This is a genomic window from Haloarcula pelagica (assembly GCF_030127105.1).
Lineage (GTDB): Archaea > Halobacteriota > Halobacteria > Halobacteriales > Haloarculaceae > Haloarcula > Haloarcula pelagica.
Genome location: NZ_CP126161.1, coordinates 2,522,542 through 2,540,910, shown reverse-complemented (window position 1 = coordinate 2,540,910; position 18,369 = coordinate 2,522,542). Strand labels below are relative to the sequence as shown.

Sequence of the window (18,369 nt, the reverse complement as noted above, 5' to 3'; positions counted from 1 at the left end):
CGGTTCGGAGGGCCTGCGCCCGGTACGTCTCAGCGCGAGCGAGACGCCGATGTCGGCGACCAGCGGTGCCGTCGCGTGGCCGGCCGCGACGACGACGGCGTCGACCTCGCGGGTCCCGTCCGGCGTCTCGACCGTCCGCGGGCCGGCGAGTGACACCTGGGTGGCGCTCCGGATCGTCGCCCCGGCGTCGCGGGCGCGGCCGGCCAGTCGCGCGACGACCGTGTCGGGCTCGACCAGGCCCGCGTCGTGTGCGATCCCGGCAGTGACGACCGTCTCGGTGGCCAGTGCCGGATACCGGTCGGCCAGATCCCCGGGAGCGAGCCGCGAGACGGCCACCCCGTGAGACCCCATCCGGTCGACCTGCCCGTCGACGGCCGCGGCGTCGTCCTCGGTCCGGGCGAGCCAGACGTACGGGCAGTCGGCCAGCAGTCCCCACTCGCGGTAGCGGTCGAGGGCGTGGTCCGCGACCGCGGCGTCCACCGGGTCGGCGAAGGCGTCGTAGCAGATGCCGGCGGCCCGGCCGGTCGCGCCGCTCCCGAGACAGTCGCGTTCGTACAGCGTGACCGACGCGCCCCGCTGTGCGAGCGAGCCGGCGGTAGCGAGCCCGACGGCCCCGCCGCCGACGACGGCGACCTCCATCGGCGCTCACTCCACTTCGTCGCGGACCCGCGGCGGGAGGGCGTCGTCCGGCCCCGCGTAGCGGTCCGGTTCGGGCGGCGCCCGCCAGTCGGTCCCGAGTTCGAGCAACTGGACGAGCATCCGCGCGGTGGCGCCCCAGACGGTGTAGTCCCCGACGTAGAAGAAGTGCAGTCGGATCTCCCCGTAGTGGGGGTGGTCGCGCTGCTCCGATTCGTAGTTGTCCAGATCGGTCAACTGGGCGACCGGGAGACAGACGATCTCGGCGACCTCCTGGTCGTTCGGGACGTAGTCCCGTTCGGGGATGCGGGCGACGAAGGGCCGCACCGAGTAGTGGGTGATCGTCCGGATGTCGTCGAGCCGTCCGACGACGTTTGCCGCCCGCGGGTCGAGCCCGATCTCCTCCTGTGCCTCCCGCAGGGCGGTCTGGAGCAGATCCGCGTCCTCCGGTTCGCGGCCACCGCCGGGGAACGACATCTGTCCGGGGTGGTCCTGAAGATGGTCCGCACGCTTCGTGAACAAAATCGATTCCGCGTCGCTGCTGACGACCGGAGCGACGACCGCGGCCTGGCGTGGCTCGTCGTCGACGACCAGCGGTTCGTGGTCTCCGATCCGGTCGAAGTCCATACTGTCTGTGAGTGATCGACCGCAATAAGTCGGCTGGTCGCCGTGCGGTCAGCCACCGTTTGGCGCGTGCGTCCCGCTCGCCGGAAGGCCACCGCTGGCTTCGTAGGCGTCCAGAAAGTCCGTGATCGTCGTCGTCCGGTCGCCGTCGGTGTACGGGTAGACGCCTGCCAGTCCGTCGTCGGAGACAGAAAGCACCATCACCGGCAGCCGTAACACCCGGTAGGACGACCCCAGCATCGGCGAGACCTGTCGGGTCTCGAAGGGCGGTTCGACGCTGACGCCGTGCTCGCTCGCCCAGTCCTCGAACCGGCCGAACGTCTCGACGACCTCGTCGTGGGTCGGCTCGCCGTCCAGCCGTATCTCGTCGGGCCAGGTCTCAACGTCGAACCCGTCGATGTCGCCCTCGGCACGCAGGCGCCCCAACCGATCGAGGACGCTCGTCCGTGTGCCACAGACCGGCTGCCGGGTCCACAGGGTCATCCTGACGGTCGTCCCGTCGGTCCGGTCGGTCCCCGAATCGATCGTCGACTGTCGTGGCATGAGTCGTGTGAACAAATGTCTCGAAACGACGGATAACCGTTTCGTCTAGACTATTATAGGTGTTTGTACAGCCACTACCGTCGAAAATATCGAAACGGACGGGCAGTGCCGGTTACGCGGCGTCCAGCCGGTCGCGCGCCTCGCCGAGGTCGACCGCACCCCAGGCGTCGAGGTCGTAGCTCACGTCCAGAAGGGCGGCGATGCGGGCCTCGTCCCCGGCGTCGATGGCCGCTGCGGCGTCGGCCCGGAACTGCCGTTCGACGGCCTCGACGACTCGGTCGCGGGCCAGTTCCCGGTCGGGAACGTCCATGATGTGTGGGAGGTCGCCCGCGCCCTCGGGGAGACTCGGGAACGCGGTCGGCCCGACGGCGAGCAGGTCCGTCTCGCCGTCCTCGGCAGCGACGGCGACGAGGTGGTACGACTCGACGGCGGCGGCGATGTCGTCGGCGTAGGCGGTCGGGTCGGTCTCCTCGCCGCGCTTGAACGCGAGTTCCGCACACGCCTGCCGGAGTTCCGCCCGGGAGAGCGCGCCGAAGAGGTCGACCACGCCGGCCAGTTCGTCCGCGGAGAGGTCCATACCGGCCGTCCGGGCGCCGGCGGCTTCAGCGTTTCCGCGGGGTCAGGCCTCCGCGCTGCTGGGGAGTCGGCCGTCGACGTGCAAGACGACAAGCGTCGTGAGGACGACCAGCAGCGTGCCGGCCATCAACTGGAAGATGACATCGAAGGCGACATCGCTGTCCAGGAGGACGCCGACGATGACGCTGCCGGGCGCCTGGAGGACCATCATCCCACCGCCGTAGGCCGCGTAGGCGCTCGCCCGGTGGCGGTCGGGCAGCGAGCCCAGGAGGTAGGTGTCGACCGCCGGGAAGATGCTGTGGATGACATAGCCCGTGACGGCGCTTGCGGCGACCAGCGGCCAGAAGCCGGAGACGGTGGGGAAGACGATGATACACCCCGTAAACGCGGCGAGGATCGCGAGCAGATACGGGACGCTTGGCAACCGGTCGGCGAGTCGGCCGCTGACGTAGAACGCGGGGACCCCGGCCCCGAAGACGACCTGTAACAGCGTCCGCCCGGCCGCCTCCGAGAGCCCCGTGGTCTTGACGTAGGTGACGTAGAAGTTGAACAGCCCGTTCCAGATCATCGTCGTGAGCCCCAGCGCGACGACCGCGGTCAGGATGATCCGCCACTGCGCCCGGATGGCACCGAGTACGTCGCGGTCCTCGCTGCCGGCCTCGGGGAACTCGGTCCGGCGGGCCAGGAGGGTGAACACGACCGTCGTCGCGCCGGCGCCGACGGCCATCCATTCGAGGACGAGCCGCCAGCCGCCGGCGGCGAGGGCCAGTCCGACCAGCCCCGGCGCGGCCAGCGCGGCGAGCTGGCTGGCGACCCCGTGCTGGCCCAGCGCGCGGCCGGGATTGGTGGGGTAGAGTTCGCTGATGAGGGTGTTGGCGGCGACGATGTAGACACCGCTCGCCAGCCCCATCGTCAGCGCCCCCGCGAGCAACAGTCGCGGCGTCGGCGCGTACAGGGTGAAGACGGTGCCGGTGGTCAACACGACGCCGGACCCGAAAATCGCCTGTGGTCGGCTCACTCTGGTGAGCAGGAAGCCCGTCGGGAGCCGCGGGAGGGCGCTCCCGACCCAGACCATCGTCGCAAGCAGTCCGAGGGTCGCGTCACCGGCCCCCGTGGTCGCCCTGATCGGTTCGATCAGCGGCGCGAAGACGACTCTCGCGAGGTTGATGAGGAAGACCAACCCGAGCAGCGATCCGAACACCGAACGGCGTGACACGTCCCGGCCTGGGCTACGGGGAGAGACAAGCCTTCCGAATCCGCCGCGGGCTTTTTACTCCCCGGTGACGACCGCCCACACATGGACTCGGTCAGGAAAGGGCTGCGGGCCGGCGATGTCGAGAAGGACAACTACGGACGACTCTCCTGTACCGCCTGCGAGGAGACGCTGACGACCGACAACAACCCCGACGACATCGGGAAGATCCGTCGCTGTCCCGAGTGTGGCAGCGAGTGGAAGGAACTGGGGTAGTCACTCGAAGACGGCATCGAACGCGTCCGCGCCCAGCGGTTCGTACCGACCGGCCTCGACGTTCTCGTTCGCGTGTTCGACCGAGCCAGTCCCGACGAGCGACGCGGTCACGCCGGGGCCGCTGCGCGCGAAGTTGATGGCCCGCTGGGCGTCGGTCGCACCGGACAGGCGCGCGGCCACCTCCTCGGGGATCGCGTCGGCGAGCTGTCCCTGCATGATCGAGGCGCTCGTGAACACGTCCAGGCCCGCCTCGTGAGCGAACCACAGCGCCGACTGGGCGCCGTCGGCCCCCTCGTGTGCCGCGACGGTGAACGCGTCGGCCATCCGGACGTTGAAGGGGAGCTGGATCGCCCGGAGATGTGTCGCCGCGTTGCCGGCGCTGTCGGCCGCGGCCCGGGCTCGCTCGACGACTTCCGGCAGTGAGAGGTAGCTGTCGTGGCCCTGGGGGACCCGAAACGCCTCCCAGGTCGCGACCCCGTAGTGCTCGATGTCGCCGGCGGCCGCCCGTTCCTCCAGGCGTTCGAAGGCCGCTTCGAGCTGGTCGTACACCGCCGCCCGGGAGTTGTCTGCCAGTTGCGTCTCGGGGTTGTGGACGTAGTAGAGGTCGATGGTCTCCAGCCCCAGGTTCGACAGCGAGCGGTCGAGCTGGTCGTCGAGGAAGGCCGGCGCGAGACAGTGCTGGCCGCGGACGAGCGCTTCGCGGTCGACGACGCCCGTGTCGAGATACTCCGAACGGACGAACGCGCCCGGGTCGGCGGGCCGCTCGCCGTCGAACGGGACGAAGCCGCCCTTCGTCGCGACGACGACGGCTTCCCGATCGACATCGGCGTCGGCGAGGGCGCGCCCGACGACCCGTTCCGAGCGCTGGTGGCGGTAGTTGATCGCCGTGTCGACGAGGTTGATCCCACCCTCCAGGGCCGTGACGATGGCGTCGTGGTACGCCTCGTCGCGCTCGTCGGTCGGGTCCCCGAGGTAGGTGCCAACGCCGATACTGGAGACGACGCCCTCACCGAATCGTCGGTAGAACGTGCGTGCGAAGTCGTCGTGGTCGTCCCGGTACGCCCAGGTCGCCTCCCGTGTTGCCATACCGGCGTTTGTCGCCTCCGGGGCAAAAGGGTCGCGTCACCGCTCGCCGCTCATCACGTCGAACAGCCGCTCCCGGAGTTCCTCTCGCGAGACGCCGTTGCTCGGCCCGATGCCGTTGAGGTGGTCGACGGATAGCTGCCCGCCGCCCATCCGCGCGTGGCCGCCGCCCTCCGCCATCGGGATGTCGTCCAGAACGGACTCGATGGCCCGACCGATGTGGACCCGGTCATCGCGGGACCGCCCGGCGAGCCGGAGCGTCCCGTCGCTCTCACCGACCACGACGACCGCCGAGACCCCCTCTAACGTCTCCAGTTCGTCGGCCGCCTGCGGGATGGCGTCGGTGTTCGACACCTCGCCGACATCGCTGTAGGCGTAGGGCGCCCGGACCACCCGGTTGGTGACCGCGCGCGCCTTCACGTCGAGGACTTCGGCGTCGACCTGCGGGTTCGCGATGCGGTTGAGCAGGTCCCCGTCGACCCCCTGATAGAGGAACGAAGCCGCCTCGAAGTCAGCCGGTGAACAGCCGTTTGTCAGCGACCGCGTGTCGGACTGGATGCCGTAAAGCATCCCGGTCGCGACGTGGGTCGGGAGCGCGCCGTCGGGGACATCCGTCCCGTCGAAGGTTCCGTTACCGACCCCCGTCTCGACCTCGTAGAACTCCCAGTCCAGTTCGTCAAAGTACTCCGCGAAGATGGTGGCACAGGCGCCGTCCTCGGTCCGCACGTCCGTAAAGCGCGACCCGGTCCCGTCGCCCGGGTGGTGGTCGACGACGGCGACTGGGTCGATCGTCTCGGCACCCGGGAACCCCCGGGGCTCGTTGTGGTCGACGAGAACCACGGAGTCCACGTCGATCCCCTCCGCGGACTCGATCCGTTCGAACTCCAGGTCGAGCACCGTCTCGAACGCGCGGTTCTCCGGGCGGCGGATCTCGCCCGGATACACCATCGTCGCGGTCGTATCGACGGCGTCAGCGAGTTCGGCCACCGCCAGCGAACACGACATCGCGTCCGGGTCCGGGTTCGGGTGCATCAGGACCGCTATCTCCTCGTAGTCGGCGATGACAGCCCGCAGTCGGGCCGCGGGCGACCGACGGAGGTAGCGCCAGATCAGCCAGCCCGCAAGCGCCAGCAGGACGACGAGGCAGACGACTGCCCCGGCGAGGACGGGCTGGTCCCTGACGGCCGCCACAGCGGCATCAGCCCGACCATCGAGCTGTGCCACGACCGATACCATACCACGTACATCCCTCGGGACCGGGTAAGAATGTTCCCCCAGTCGCTACTGGCCGTGGGCATCGATCGCCGCGCGATACCCCTCGCGGAACGTCGGGTACGCGAACTCGTAGCCCAGGCCCCGCAACAGCGCGTTCGAACACCGTTTGCTCGTCTGGATACGCCGACGCGCCGTCGCGGAGAGGTCGTCGTCGGCCAGCCGCTCCGCTTTCGTCTGTTTCGGCGGGAACGGGACCCCACACTGCTCGGCCAGCCAGTCGGCGAAAGCCCACTTCTCGACGGGTTCGTCGTCGACGACCAGCACCGTCTCCTCCCTGTGCTCTCCCTCCAGCAGGAACCGGACGGCCCCGGCAGCGTCGTCCCGATGGACCATGTTGAGATAGCCCGCCGTCACCGGCCCCTCCAGGTAGCGGTCGAGCCGGTAGCGGTCCGGACCGTACAGCCCGGCGAAACGGGCGACGGTCCCGTGGCCGCCCTGCTGTGCGGGGCGCTTGCGAGCGATTCGCTCGGCCTCCGCGAGGACCCGTGTCTTCTCTGTCTGTGGGGACAGCGGCGTCGACTCGTCGACCCACTCCCCGTCGTGGTCACCGTAGACCCCGGTGCTGGACGTGTAGACGAAGCGATCCGGCGGGTCCGCGCGACTCCAGAAGTGGTCGATAGCCGTCTCCAGTCCGTCGACGTACACCGCTCGGGCGGCCTCGGCACCGCGTCCACCGGAACTGGCTGCGAAGACGAGCCAGTCCGCGTCCGGGACCGCATCGAGCGACGCGGCGTCGGTTACGTCGGCTTCGACCGGTTCCAGACCGGCGTCGGCCACCGCTTCCAACCCCGCCTCGGAGCGGCGGACGCCGACGACATCGTGTGCCGGGAGCAACTGCCGACCGAGTTCGAGCCCGACGTAGCCACAACCCAGGATGACGACGCGTTCGGTCACTGTTGCTGGCTCTCGATGTACTGGTGGAGGCGGGCGTACTCGGCCAGCGTCACCGGGTAGCGGCCTTCGATCTTCTGCTGGATCTCCTTGGGGTCGAGTTCGCTGTCGATCCCCGAGGCCAGCGACTCTACGTCCATCACCGCCGTGGTCATCCCCATCAGGAGGATGTCCCGGGCCTCGGCCTCGATCGCTCCGGCGTCGGGGCGGTCCGGGTCGATCGCGAGGACGGCCGCCGCGTCCGCGAGTGTCACGTCGGCTGCCTCACCGTCGGCGATCGCCTCGATCACGTCCCGGTCCAGTCCCGTCTGTGCGGCGACGGCGTCGACACCGGCCGTCTCGATCGTCGCCGTCAGGAGCGACTCGTAGGCCGCGAGCAGGGCCGCCGAAGACTGCTCGGCTGCGTCGGGAAACTCCGCTCTGAGCATGGCCCGTGGTACGGCCGGGGGGTATTAGTGGCTGTCACTCTCAATCGCCCGCGTCCGGCCACCCGGGCGACCGTTCGACGGTGTTGCCGTCTTTGTCACCGACACCCCGCGGCTTGGGCGGGACGACCACGACGACACCGGTCTCGGCCGCGAACGAGATCCGGTCGGCGGTGCCGAGCCGTTCGGCGGTCCCGTCCTCGTCGACATCGACTGTGACGGCGTCGCCGTCCCGTGCGTAGGTCGTCATCCCGGCCGGGGCCGACGGCGGCCCGTGGTTCGCCGTGATCGCGAACCGGCCGTACTCACCGCGGACAGAGACCCACCAGACGTTCGTCGTCGCGTACCACGGCGCGACCGGCGGGGCGAGCGGCAGTCCCGCCGGGAGCATATCCGTCCCGAGTCGCTTCTTCGCGATCTGTTCGGCCCCGTATTTCCCTGCCTCGGTGAGTGCCGTATTGATGGCCGTTTCGGAGACCGACCGGGTGGCCGCCGCCGACGCGTTGACGAGTTTCGACCGCGGCCCGATATACGATCTGTTGAGTCGCGTGTGAAGTCGAGCCGACAGTCTGAGCCGGAGCCAGTCGCGTTCGGGCCGCGAGAGGTTCAGTCGACGCGCGGCGACGGCGCCGACGCGGTTGACCGCACGGCCATCCGTCAACGCCGCCGCCCGTTCGTGTGTCGTGTTCCACCGATCGAGCCCGTCCGCGACGATGGCCCTGCTCTCCCGCGTGCTCGCCCCCGTCTCGATCGCGACCACATCCGCCAACTCCGTTGTGAGGTGGTCGTTCGTCCATCCGATATCGTTCTGGAGCCGGTCACGCCGCGAGACCAGCGTCGCGTTGACCGGCTGGAACGTGACAGTCGTCGTGTTTGCCCCGTTCGTGGCGTTCACCGCGACTGTCGTGTTCCGCTGGGTGTCGATCGTCGCGTTCGTGGCCCGGAGCGCCGTCGCAGCCGTCGAGAGTCGGGTCCGATCTCTCGTCGCGAGGATCGCGTCGGTGAGCGTCGACGCGGCGTTACCGTAGGGGAGCGAGAACACGTTGACGTTCTCCGTGACCAGCGGGTGTTCGGTGCCGTTCAGCGCCGGATACCGCTGCTCGCTCAGTTTCGCCCGCGTCAGATACGGCGGGCGAGCGTCGACGCGCGTCCGGACGGGGCCGGCGATCCCCTCAGGGACCGGCCGAGAGCGCGGGACCGTCGTCTGTCGGGCCGTCAGCCCCCGCCGAAGGTCCCGGATCGAGCCACCCGCGCGTTTCTGTAGCTGCGACGCGAACGCACTCCGTTTGTCCGTCCGCGTTCGCATCTGGCTCGCGAGCCGGTTCTCGACCGCGTCCAGATACCGGATGCGGGCCGCGACCCGCGCACGCTGTGCCGTGCTGTTGTACGTCGCGGGCACGTCGGCCAGGGACGCGCGACGGGCGTCCAGACGCTGCAGCAACAGACCCGGTGGATTCGCCTCGAACGTTCCCACCTTCCCCCGTTCGACCGCCACGCTGACGTTCCGGACGCGCTCTCGGAGTTCCATGAGGTCGCGATACACCCACGACCGGAGACCCGCCGGCCGGGCCCCCTGAATCGTGATCGGCGCTGTCGAGAGCCGACCGGTCACGGCAGTGGCCGCGATCGTGCTGAACCCGCCCGCGTCCGTCACCAGCCGCTGTGTGGCTTTCCACTCGACATCCGCGAGATTCGGCCCGTTCAGCGGACTCCCGCTCGTGTCGTGAGCCGTCGAGACCCCCTTTTCCGGAGCGGCCGACCGACTGGCGTGTCGCCCGATCAGTGCGACACCGACGCGGTAGGTGGCGGTCCGGCGGCTGACCGTCGTGCGAGTCGCCGAGCCGTTGGACCACTCGGCCGTCCGCCGGTACTGGACCCGGACCTGGCGGACGACACCGTCGAACCGGTGCCAGCCCGACGGGACCGACACCGTTCCGCTGGCGTTTCGGACCGTCGTCGTGTCGGTCGTCCGGGCGTCGACGAGCGTCCAGTTCGCCCCCGGGGACGGTGGCGCCGGCGGTCTCCCGCCGCCGAGCCGACGAGTGTCGGTCACGAGGCGTGCCTGCACACGGTAGGCCGCGGCCGTCGTGGCACCCAGTTTCGACGGGCCGGCGACCCGACGGAAGGCCCTGTCTGCCGTCCCGTTGATCCCGACGCGCATCGTGTCGTTCGGTCGTGGAGCGCTCCAGTTCTTCGCGCCACGGCCGATGTCGCTGGCCGCCGGCCGGTAGTTCGCCCGGTTGAGCACTTGCTTCGTGACGAGCGACGGTTCGCTCCCGCCGATGATGTCTTTGATCCCGGTGATCGCCGTCGCTTCGGTGAGCGCCCGCCTCCCGGCCGGATCGCTCCGGCCGAATGTCGACCGCTGGACGCCAAGCAGAGCACCGTTGGCGGCCAGCGAGACGTGGCGGTTGCCGACGACGTTCGCGATCGGGACACCGCCGTACTGCGCGTACCCCCGGCCCCACGCAATCGGGTAGAGCCGCGCGGTGAGCCGCTGACTGAAGCCCGGTTTCCCGAGCCCGTTGTTCAGCCGCGTCTGGTAGGTCGACACCTGTTCGTGGAGGGCCAACACGGGCGTCGCGACCACGACGGTCGGCGAGACGGTCCGGCGATCGATCACGCGGCCACCGCGTCGGACCCGCAGCGTGACGTTCTCGACGGTGGCCCGGACCGCCGTTCCGTTCGGGCCGGCCCGCCGGATCTCGACCCGGCGTTTCGCTGTCCGGAGCGAATTTGTGTTGTCGACGCGCGGGAGCGACGCGGTCGTGGTGACGCCCTCGCGTTCGTACCCCACCCGTTCGAGGCGGCCCCGGACCTGGAGGTACACCCGGAGACGGAGCGAATCCCTGAACGGGGACGAGTCGTTCAGCGCACGTCCGGCGGTGGTGTTTGCCGGCGTCACGACGGGATCGGCGGCCGCCCGTTGGCTGGCCGTGGAGACGCCGTCTCTGATCGCCGTCTGTGTCTCGGCGGTCGTCCGGTCGACCGCCCGTTCGATCGTCGTCTCGCTGACCGGGGGCTGCACCGTCAACGACGGGGCCAGGGTGAGACTGCTGACGAGCAAGAGGACACCCAACAGCGCGAACGGGACCCGCCCGCGGTCGTCCATCACGGCGACCACGTCCTGACGGTCACACGGACACGGTGGGTCTCGGTCGCCCGCGCTGCTGCGGTCGGCGACCGGAACCGTGTTCGCATGTCCGCTTCGAGTGTGTCCGCGAGCGCGACGGTCAGTCGCCGGTTCAGTTCCGTCACGTTCCCCCGCTGGATCGGCAAAGAAGTGCCCGTGGCGTTGCCCGCCCGGCCGTACCGGGCCGCAGTCAGCACGTCGGCGGGGTAGTCCCCTCGGAGCGCGAGTTCGGTTCGCTCGGGCGGGAAGATCCCAGCGACGACGGCCCGTGCGACCACCGTCGCGACGCCGTCGTAGCCGGACGACCGTGCAGCCACGAGTGCACGAGCAGTCACGTTATCCACGCCGCTGGAGACCGTCACAGAGGCGGCTCTGACGCCCGCGTCACGCGGTGGTCGGTCACCGACGCGATACCCCCCGCCGATCGGTGCACCGGGATACGGTCGCCAGCGGACCCGGACGGCCGTCAGTCGTTTGCGCTCCCGAAGTCGCCGTCGGGTCGTCGCCGACAGGGCGCGCTCGAACTCTGCACCCGAACGCGAGAGGGGGCGACCCCCGATAGCGACGGAGCGCATGGCCGCATCGCCGAGCAGTTCCGCGACGGTGCCGTGGGCCGATCGCTGTCGTCTGGCGGTCCCGTTGGCGACCCAGTCCGGAGCCGTGTGGTTGGGTCCCAGCCCGCGCGTCGAGAGGCTGTACTCGACGGTCGCGGTGCTGGTCGCGAGGAGTTCGGCGTCGGCGGCGGCCGGGTTGCCGACACGCGGGGACTCGGCAGCCGTCCCGCTCAGCACCACTGCGACCGCAGCACCGACGAACAGGAGAAACACCGTCGCGTCGACGACGGTACTCGCGGCGCGGGTCATCGCCACACCGAGACACGGAGTGTCCCGCGCCGGACGATACCGGGCTCGGTTCGGACGCTCACCGTCCGTCGGACGCGATCACTGTCCGCTGGCGGCGTCGGTCCGGCGGCCCATCTCCCCCCGGCCCTGACCGTCACGTTTCCCGAGTAGCCGTCTGGGAGCGCCGTCAGCGAGTTCGCGAGCCCCGAAGGATCGAAGATCCCGGCCGTCGAGCGGTTGCGTTCGATCAGGTCCGCCGTCGGTGCTGCCCGGTTCCGATCGGTCTCGACACCGGCGAGTGCCTCGTCGAGCACGCCGGCGTACAGCGCGACGCCGGCCGTGACCGCGAAGACCGCGACGAGCGCGGCCAGGGGCTCAGCCGTCGCCCTAGCCGACGAGCGTGACATCGACACCCTCCCAGGAGACGTGGCGCACGGTCAGTCGATCCGGCGCGGGCCGCCAGGTCCGGTTCCCCGAGCGGTCCCGGCGCCTGTCGACCGCCCGTCGGAACGCCGTCGGCGACGAGAACACCGATTCCGGACGACCCTCGTCGAGGACCGGAGCGAGCGGCCCATCTCTTACCGGGACGGCCGTCCGATGGAGCGATGCGTGGCTCGCTCCGCCCGCGTTTTTCAGCCCGACTTGCCGGTCGTCGAGCAGCCAGTACTGCGCACGGAGCGGTCGCCGTTCGACCGACCCCGCCGGACTCGTCGCCACCTCGTCGACGGTCGCCGCGACGGCGGTCGCGTCCGGCGCTGCGGTCGTCGGTGCCTGGGCGACGACGGTCAACACGGCGAGGCTCACCGCCCCCACGCCGGCCCAGAGCGTGACTGTATCGATCGGTACGTCGAACATGGGCGGTCTGGTCCCGGTATCGGTCTTAAACCTACACCAGGAGCCCGGTGCCAGCGACGGCGGCGAAGTACGCCGCCGTGGCCGCGAGCAGTGCCAGTCCGACGCGGTAGCCGACCAGCGCGCGGTCGAGCCCACGGTGCAGACCGACAGACAGGGCAGTCAGGACGGCCCCGAGCACGAGGACGTACCAGCCGACGATCGGGCCGAGGACCGAGACGGGGACGCTCGACACCGGTCCGGTCGGGCCAATCGAGCCGGCGAGTGCGACCGTCGTCCCGCCGACGAGGGGTCCGAACAGGGCAGCGGTGTTGGTGAGCGTTCCGGTGATCTGTGCGAGGTCGCGTCGGGTCTCCTGTTCGACCTCACGGAGATCCGAGAGGTGATCGCCCATCTCCGTCAGGACCGAGCCCGCGGGTGGGCCGACGGTGGCTGCGACCGACAGCAGCGAGGCCGTGTCGCGGACGCGACGACTCGGGAGCGTCGTGAGCGGGCCGCACTCGCCGCAGAACGCTTCCTCGACGGTGACACCGAGGCGTCGCTGGCGGTTCGCTGCCGACTCTAGCACACCCGCGAGCGGGGCCTGGCTCTCGTCGGCGACGGCCGGCAGCGCCGATTCGACGGCCTCGCCGCGGTCGAGCCGTCGACCGAGTCCCTGGAGCGCGGCGGGGAGGCCGGACTCGACCGCGACGACGCGCTCCCGCACTCCGACGACCGGGCGGAAAACCCCGACGAGTGTCGTCCCGGCCCCGACGCCGACTGCGGCCACCGGGACACCCCAGGGAGGGAGGACTGGCGCTCCGATGCCTAGGCAGCCCACGCCGGCGACGAGACCGGCCAGAATGCCCATCCACGGACTGTCGGGGACATCGGGATGACTCCGGGAGACCACGACTGGCGGGAACGCGACCGGACGCCTGGCGAGAATCCAGGCGGCAGCGACGAGCACTCCGATCGGGAGGACGACGACGTAGGCGGCCACCAGCAGCGAACGGGTGACCGGAATCCCCGCCATCCCGGCGGCCGGGACGAGCGAGACGAGCGCGAGCGGGAGCAAGACGCCGAAGGCGTACAGCCCTGTCGTCGGAATCCGGAGCGATGCGGCGAAGGCGGCCATCTCCTCGCGTGTCCCTTCGAGCAGCAGTCTCCGGGTCGTCGCGAGGATCTCGTTCCGTTCGTCGGCCGGCGCCACGGCGGCGCGCTCGATGCCGGTGAGTGCACGTTCCAGTGCCGGAAACGTGGCGCCCCACTCCTCGGCGAACGCGCGCAATCCGCTCTGTGGAGTGTCACGCGCCCGCCGGTGGTGGGCGGCTAGACGTTCGGCGAGCAGCCCCGATCCCGTCTCGCTCGCGAACGCGGCCGCCCGTTCGGTCGTCGGCCACAGTTCGACGGCGAGGACGAGCCTGGTGACGAGCGACGGCGCGGTCCCCAGCGCCCGAACACGGCGGGCCTGTGCCGCCAACTCGACGCCGTACCGGCCGCCGGCCAGGCTCAGCCCCGCCAGGGAGAACGCGGTGATCGCCCCGACCTGGCTGCCCCCGAGGACACTCGCTGTGACACCGGTCCCGAAGAGCAGCGCCGTGAGCACGTAACTCGCCGCCAGCAACGACTCGGCGGTCACGTCCAGGTCCAGCAGTCGACAGGCACGCCGATAGGACTCGGGAACCGACACAATGAGGGGCCACGCCGATGCGAGCGCGACAACCGCCCCGCTCACGCCTGCTCCCGCGTGCGGTGTCCCGGCTCCCGGCTGGTCGTCTCGTTCGGGATCGCCGCCGACCGGTCCTCGATACGGGACCTGATCGCCGCATACGACTCCGACGGCCGTGCGAGCGTTTCGAGCAGTCGGCTGTTCCCACGGTCGATCGTTCCGGTCGGCTCGGTCGTGTCGCCGGTCCGCCTGAACAGTGGTTCGAACGTGACACCGGCCTCGCAGTCCCGAACTTCGTCGACGCGGCGGACGAACCGGTCGCCGGTCGCGTCCGACTGGCCGAGCGTCACGACGAGATCGGTGACGGCGAACGACGACTCGGGTACGCCGAGGTCGGTCACCAGTCGTTCGCTGACGGCCTCCGGGCCGCCGCCGTGGATCGTCCCCAGGACCGCGTCGTCGCCGTCGCCGACCCGCATCGCTTCGTACAGCACCGCTGCCTCCTCGCCGCGGATCTCGCCGACGACCAGCGATCCGTCCCCGAGACGGAGCGCCGTCCGGAGCGCTTCGGCCGGCTCGACCGCCGGACCATCGGAAGTGGTCGTCCGGAGCGCCTGGACATCGCGGCCGTCGGCCTGGAGCTGTTCGACCGGAAGCTCCGGCGTGTCCTCGATGAGGACGGTCCGCACGGACTGTGGGAGTTCCCACAGCAACGCACCGAGCGTCGTGGTCTTGCCGGCACCACGCGGGCCGGCCACGAGGCACGCTCCGCCACGCTCGACGGCGACAGACAGCAGTCCGGCCACGGCGGCGGGCATGGTCCCGTTGGCGACGAAGTCGCCCAGTCGCCAGCGATCGCTGTCGTGTGCGCGGAAGGCGAACGCGAGGCCGTCGCTGACCGGGTCCGCGACACCGGCGACACGAACCCGTCGTCCATCGACGGTGGCCGTGGCATCGAGCGTCGGCTTCGCCCGGGAGAACGCGCGACCGCTCGATCGGCGGAACTGCGAGGCGAGCGCCCGGGCTCCGTCGGCGGAGAGCCTGACGTTCGTCGCCATGGTCTCGCCGTCGACGCGGACCCGGAGGGGCGTCTCGGCGACCGGTGCCGTCGCGAACACGTCCGAGACCCGCGGGTCCGAAAAGAGGTCTTTCAGGACGCCCAGCCCCTCCGTGTGTTTCGCCAGGACGGCCCCGACGGCCGCGGCAGTCGCCCCGTCGTCGGTGACCGTGCCGGCGGCCTGATACGGCGTCGACGCGGCGCCGGCACTCGCCAGACGGTCGTACGCGCCTGCCAGCCGTGCGGTCGTCTCGTGGTCGAACCGCGCCTCGCGCGGTTCCAGGTGGTAGCTGTCCGTCCCCTCGCTGTGCTCGTACTGGCGGACGACCGCCTCCGTGTCGGTGGTCCACCGATCGACGAGCGTGGCGGCCGCTGGCAGCGTCGTCGCGATCCGCGCGTCGCTGACCGCCGGGCCGACGTACGCACGCAGCACGGTCTCGTAGTCGTCGGTCTGCTCGCTCGCGAGGGCGAGCCCCGTCTCCGCCGCCATCGTCGCGACCGGGCCGGCTCGCCCGACAGCCTCCTCGGCGGCGGCCAGTGGATCGGTCCGTGCGCGGTCGGCCAATCGCTGGTCGACCGTCGACACGCGGGCCGCGAACCGACCCGCTGCACACAGTAGTGCGGCCGCTCCGTCGATGTACACCCGTTCCAGTCCGCGCTGGCTCGTGACGATCCGCTCGATCGATCCCCCGCCCAGCGACTCGACGACGGTCCGTCGACAGGGTGCCTGGGCGGCGAGGTCACCACCGCCCGGGCAGTCGCTGGCGTCGACCCGAAGCAGCGCGTCGTCGACTGCCACCCGACAGCGACAGTCGGGCTCGTCGGTCGAGCCCGGTAGCAGTTCACACATAGCCCGTCGTGGCCGCGGCATCCGACTTAAACCGCCGGACGGTCACCACTCGACTCCCGTTGTGGTGACGGTACCCGAACACGAGCCGGTGTGTTCCGGCCGCCCGGAGCGTGAACTCGGTCCCGGCCGTCCGAAGCGGGAAGTCGACCAGCAGACGACGTGTTCGCCCGCCGTCGCTGACGCGCCAGGTCGCCACGGTCGTGTCGCCGTCGCTGAGAAACGACAGCGCGGTGATCCGACTCCGGGTGAACGAGCGGCGCGGGAGCCGTACGTCGGCCCGCAGTTGGGCACCGGGGCCAACGGTGGGGTCGTCGCGCTCGACCATGGCCTGGAGCCGTGTCGACAGGGTCTCCAGTTGGCGGGCGACGGTCGCGTCGGCGTGGTCCGCGCGGACGGTCCGTACGCCGGGCATGCTCGCCCCGATCAGCGCCGCGGTGACGACGACCGCGAGGACGAGACGGACGATCACAGGAGCGAGCGGATGCGGGCTAACACGCCGGCCCGTCGCTCGCCGTCCCCGGTTTCGCGGGCATCACCCGACTGCTGGGCGTCGTCACCGACGGTCCGTGGCGGTCTGATCCCGTCGGCGGTCTGGCGGTCGGTGGTCCCGTCCGCGTTCTCGCGGTCTGCCACCTCCCGGCCCGCGTCGGACCGTCCATCGGGCCGGGTACCGAACGGTTCTGGCTCCAGACCGGTCGACTGGGCGGGTCGTGCCGACTGGCGACCGTCCTCGTGCCGTGGCCGCTCTCGTGTCGCTTCCCGGTCGGCTGTGCCGTCGTCCGCGCGTGACTGCCGGGAGTCGAGCCGGTCTTCGATCCGATCGACGGCCGCCAGCGCGGCGTCCGCGCGCTGTTCGACATCCTCGTTGACCGATTTGATCGAGCCGACGTACCCGCGGAGCGCCTGTGTCGCTGCCTCCAGTTCGGTGACCCGCTCGTCGAGGTCCGCGAGTCGGGTCTCGATGTCGGCGACCCTGGGCTCTACCTCCGCGACCGCGCCGGCCTCGGGAAGCGTCTGTTCGCCGTCGGTCATCGCTCGCTCGACGGCGCTGACTCGTTCCGACAGTGTTTCGCTGTCCGCCATGTCGGCCGTTGGTCCCGTGGTGATACTTGAACCCTCGTCCGGGACCGTCCGGCGCCGGCGACCACTTTCACCGCGGTCGCAACACCTCTTTAGGCGGGGACGGCATACGCCAGCACGAATGACACGGGTGATACATACGGGCGACACCCACCTGGGGTACCAGCAGTACCACGTCCCCGAGCGTCGCCGGGACTTCCTCGACGCGTTCCGACAGGTCGTCGAGGACGCCATCGACGACGACGTGGACGCGGTCGTCCACGCCGGGGACCTGTTCCACGACCGTCGGCCGTCGCTGACGGACATCATGGGAACACTCTCCGTGCTGGAACAGCTCGACGACGCCGGCATTCCCTTTCTCGCCGTCGTGGGCAATCACGAGGCAAAGCGGGACGCGCAGTGGCTCGACCTCTACGAGTCGCTCGGGCTCGCAGTCCGGCTGGACGACGAGCCGACGGTGATCGACGACACAGCGTTCTACGGGCTCGATTTCGTCCCGCGGTCACAGCGGGACGACCTCGAATACGAGTTCGCCCCCCACGACGCCGACCACGCCGCGCTGGTCACCCACGGCCTGTTCCAGCCGTTCGACTACGGCGACTGGGACGCCGAGGAGGTACTGACAGCGTCGTCGGTCGCGTTCGACGCCCTCCTGCTGGGCGACAACCACGCGCCCGGCAGACAGGAAGTCGCCGACGCGTGGGTCACCTACTGTGGGTCCACCGAGCGCGCGAGCGCGAGCGAGCGCGGAGACCGCGGCTACAACATCGTCACCTTCGACGGCGAGGTCCGGATCACCCGCCGCGGGCTCGATACCCGCGAGTTCGTCTACGTCGACATCGACCTCGGCCCGGAGGAAGGCCTCGACCGCGTACGGAGCCAGGTCGGCCAGTACGACGTGGAAGGCGCGGTCGTCGTCGTCGGCATCGACGGCGACGGCGACCCGATCGCCCCGGCCAGCGTCGAGGAGTACGCGCTCGACGCGGGCGCACTGGTCGCCCGCGTCACCGACCACCGGGAGTTCGCGGCCGAGACGGGAGAGACCGACGTGAGCTTCGCGGACCCGGACGACGCGGTCACCGAGCGGGTGCGGGAACTGGGCCTGAGCGAGGCCGCCCGCGACATCGACGAGACGATCCGCGCCTCGAAAGTCGCCGACGCGAACGTCACGTCCGCGGTCGAGCAGCGGGTCCGCGACCTGATCGAAACAGAGCCCGAATCGCTCTCCGCGGGCGACGGGGCCGACCAGCCAGCGTCCGGGACGGCCGAGGGGAGCGAATCGACGGAGACGGCCACAGACGAACCGCCGACCGACAGTTCGCCGGCGGACGCCGAGGCCCGAGACGGCGAGGATCAGTCCAGCATGGAGGAGTTCATCTGATG

General features: G+C 70.4%; 18 protein-coding genes and 1 pseudogene. 2 read left to right on the top strand and 17 right to left on the bottom strand.

The features are described from left to right. Positions 1–78: 78 nt before the first annotated feature. From P1L40_RS23400 to P1L40_RS13320, 5 genes and pseudogenes are all read right to left on the bottom strand, one after another. Positions 79–639 (bottom strand): annotated as a pseudogene (locus tag P1L40_RS23400) (NAD(P)/FAD-dependent oxidoreductase); the annotation flags it as partial. A gap of 6 nt (positions 640–645) precedes the next feature. After that, positions 646–1,263 carry an NUDIX hydrolase gene (locus tag P1L40_RS13335; protein ID WP_284007677.1) on the bottom strand — a complete coding sequence of 206 codons (618 nt, stop codon included), beginning with the start codon at positions 1,261–1,263 and terminating at the stop codon, positions 646–648. Positions 1,264–1,311: 48 nt separating this feature from the next. After that, positions 1,312–1,803 (bottom strand): HTH domain-containing protein, encoded by a 492-nt coding sequence (locus tag P1L40_RS13330; protein WP_284007675.1) that lies wholly within the window; start codon positions 1,801–1,803, stop codon positions 1,312–1,314. A 112-nt stretch (positions 1,804–1,915) separates the two neighbouring features. Continuing rightward, positions 1,916–2,380: a DUF7109 family protein gene (locus tag P1L40_RS13325; RefSeq protein ID WP_284007674.1), complete on the bottom strand. Its 465-nt coding sequence runs from the start codon at positions 2,378–2,380 to the stop codon at positions 1,916–1,918. Positions 2,381–2,422: 42 nt separating this feature from the next. Beyond that, a complete protein-coding gene (locus P1L40_RS13320) occupies positions 2,423–3,559 on the bottom strand; it encodes an MFS transporter (protein WP_284011072.1) in 1,137 nt (378 codons plus the stop codon). Between the two features lie 117 nt (positions 3,560–3,676). On the opposite strand from P1L40_RS13320, the gene P1L40_RS13315 reads away from it, so the two are divergent. Next, a complete protein-coding gene (locus tag P1L40_RS13315) occupies positions 3,677–3,847 on the top strand; it encodes an HVO_0758 family zinc finger protein (protein WP_284007673.1) in 171 nt (56 codons plus the stop codon). Here the strand turns inward: P1L40_RS13315 and P1L40_RS13310 are convergent, their stop codons facing one another. The 12 genes from P1L40_RS13310 to P1L40_RS13255 are packed head-to-tail and all read right to left on the bottom strand — an operon-like array spanning position 3,848 to position 16,989. Then, complete coding sequence (locus tag P1L40_RS13310; protein WP_284007671.1) at positions 3,848–4,933, bottom strand: aldo/keto reductase; 1,086 nt, start codon at positions 4,931–4,933, stop codon at positions 3,848–3,850. Between the two features lie 36 nt (positions 4,934–4,969). After that, positions 4,970–6,166 carry a DHH family phosphoesterase gene (locus P1L40_RS13305; protein ID WP_284007670.1) on the bottom strand — a complete coding sequence of 399 codons (1,197 nt, stop codon included), beginning with the start codon at positions 6,164–6,166 and terminating at the stop codon, positions 4,970–4,972. Positions 6,167–6,211: 45 nt separating this feature from the next. Then, on the bottom strand, positions 6,212–7,099 hold the full coding sequence (locus P1L40_RS13300) for an SDR family oxidoreductase (protein ID WP_284007669.1): 888 nt from the start codon (positions 7,097–7,099) through the stop codon (positions 6,212–6,214). Beyond that, positions 7,096–7,524, bottom strand: coding sequence for a DUF5791 family protein (locus P1L40_RS13295; RefSeq protein ID WP_284007667.1), 429 nt, complete (start codon positions 7,522–7,524; stop codon positions 7,096–7,098). The genes P1L40_RS13300 and P1L40_RS13295 overlap by 4 nt, the downstream gene beginning before the upstream one ends. Positions 7,525–7,564: 40 nt before the next feature. Beyond that, positions 7,565–10,633: a DUF7286 family protein gene (locus P1L40_RS13290; protein WP_284007666.1), complete on the bottom strand. Its 3,069-nt coding sequence runs from the start codon at positions 10,631–10,633 to the stop codon at positions 7,565–7,567. Then, positions 10,633–11,517 carry a DUF7284 family protein gene (locus P1L40_RS13285; RefSeq protein ID WP_284007664.1) on the bottom strand — a complete coding sequence of 295 codons (885 nt, stop codon included), beginning with the start codon at positions 11,515–11,517 and terminating at the stop codon, positions 10,633–10,635. Before P1L40_RS13285 ends, P1L40_RS13290 begins: the two co-directional genes overlap by 1 nt. Continuing rightward, the gene (locus P1L40_RS13280; protein WP_284007663.1) at positions 11,514–11,903 is read right to left on the bottom strand and encodes a DUF7285 family protein; all 390 of its coding nucleotides are present in this window, start codon (positions 11,901–11,903) and stop codon (positions 11,514–11,516) included. Before P1L40_RS13280 ends, P1L40_RS13285 begins: the two co-directional genes overlap by 4 nt. Further along, a complete protein-coding gene (locus tag P1L40_RS13275; protein ID WP_284007662.1) occupies positions 11,884–12,351 on the bottom strand; it encodes a DUF7283 family protein in 468 nt (155 codons plus the stop codon). Before P1L40_RS13275 ends, P1L40_RS13280 begins: the two co-directional genes overlap by 20 nt. A gap of 31 nt (positions 12,352–12,382) precedes the next feature. Continuing rightward, positions 12,383–14,065, bottom strand: coding sequence for a type II secretion system F family protein (locus P1L40_RS13270; RefSeq protein ID WP_284007661.1), 1,683 nt, complete (start codon positions 14,063–14,065; stop codon positions 12,383–12,385). Continuing rightward, positions 14,062–15,906: an ATPase, T2SS/T4P/T4SS family gene (locus P1L40_RS13265; protein WP_284007659.1), complete on the bottom strand. Its 1,845-nt coding sequence runs from the start codon at positions 15,904–15,906 to the stop codon at positions 14,062–14,064. Before P1L40_RS13265 ends, P1L40_RS13270 begins: the two co-directional genes overlap by 4 nt. After that, positions 15,899–16,375 carry a DUF7311 family protein gene (locus P1L40_RS13260; protein ID WP_284007658.1) on the bottom strand — a complete coding sequence of 159 codons (477 nt, stop codon included), beginning with the start codon at positions 16,373–16,375 and terminating at the stop codon, positions 15,899–15,901. The genes P1L40_RS13265 and P1L40_RS13260 overlap by 8 nt, the downstream gene beginning before the upstream one ends. After that, on the bottom strand, positions 16,372–16,989 hold the full coding sequence (locus P1L40_RS13255) for a DUF7310 family coiled-coil domain-containing protein (RefSeq protein ID WP_284007656.1): 618 nt from the start codon (positions 16,987–16,989) through the stop codon (positions 16,372–16,374). Before P1L40_RS13255 ends, P1L40_RS13260 begins: the two co-directional genes overlap by 4 nt. 118 nt (positions 16,990–17,107) lie before the next feature. On the opposite strand from P1L40_RS13255, the gene mre11 reads away from it, so the two are divergent. Continuing rightward, complete coding sequence (mre11, locus tag P1L40_RS13250) at positions 17,108–18,367, top strand: DNA double-strand break repair protein Mre11 (protein WP_284007655.1); 1,260 nt, start codon at positions 17,108–17,110, stop codon at positions 18,365–18,367. Positions 18,368–18,369: the final 2 nt, after the last annotated feature.

What these genes read in the sequence shown, in the direction of transcription:
- P1L40_RS13335 (WP_284007677.1), bottom strand. Translation starts at nt 1,263, where the DNA reads ATGGACTTCGACCGGATCGGAGACCACGAACCGCTGGTCGTCGACGAC.
- P1L40_RS13330 (WP_284007675.1), bottom strand. Translation starts at nt 1,803, where the DNA reads ATGCCACGACAGTCGACGATCGATTCGGGGACCGACCGGACCGACGGG.
- P1L40_RS13325 (WP_284007674.1), bottom strand. Translation starts at nt 2,380, where the DNA reads ATGGACCTCTCCGCGGACGAACTGGCCGGCGTGGTCGACCTCTTCGGC.
- P1L40_RS13315 (WP_284007673.1), top strand. Translation starts at nt 3,677, where the DNA reads ATGGACTCGGTCAGGAAAGGGCTGCGGGCCGGCGATGTCGAGAAGGAC.
- P1L40_RS13310 (WP_284007671.1), bottom strand. Translation starts at nt 4,933, where the DNA reads ATGGCAACACGGGAGGCGACCTGGGCGTACCGGGACGACCACGACGAC.
- P1L40_RS13305 (WP_284007670.1), bottom strand. Translation starts at nt 6,166, where the DNA reads ATGGTATCGGTCGTGGCACAGCTCGATGGTCGGGCTGATGCCGCTGTG.
- P1L40_RS13295 (WP_284007667.1), bottom strand. Translation starts at nt 7,524, where the DNA reads ATGCTCAGAGCGGAGTTTCCCGACGCAGCCGAGCAGTCTTCGGCGGCC.
- P1L40_RS13290 (WP_284007666.1), bottom strand. Translation starts at nt 10,633, where the DNA reads ATGGACGACCGCGGGCGGGTCCCGTTCGCGCTGTTGGGTGTCCTCTTG.
- P1L40_RS13285 (WP_284007664.1), bottom strand. Translation starts at nt 11,517, where the DNA reads ATGACCCGCGCCGCGAGTACCGTCGTCGACGCGACGGTGTTTCTCCTG.
- P1L40_RS13280 (WP_284007663.1), bottom strand. Translation starts at nt 11,903, where the DNA reads ATGTCACGCTCGTCGGCTAGGGCGACGGCTGAGCCCCTGGCCGCGCTC.
- P1L40_RS13275 (WP_284007662.1), bottom strand. Translation starts at nt 12,351, where the DNA reads ATGTTCGACGTACCGATCGATACAGTCACGCTCTGGGCCGGCGTGGGG.
- P1L40_RS13265 (WP_284007659.1), bottom strand. Translation starts at nt 15,906, where the DNA reads ATGTGTGAACTGCTACCGGGCTCGACCGACGAGCCCGACTGTCGCTGT.
- P1L40_RS13255 (WP_284007656.1), bottom strand. Translation starts at nt 16,989, where the DNA reads ATGGCGGACAGCGAAACACTGTCGGAACGAGTCAGCGCCGTCGAGCGA.
- mre11 (WP_284007655.1), top strand. Translation starts at nt 17,108, where the DNA reads ATGACACGGGTGATACATACGGGCGACACCCACCTGGGGTACCAGCAG.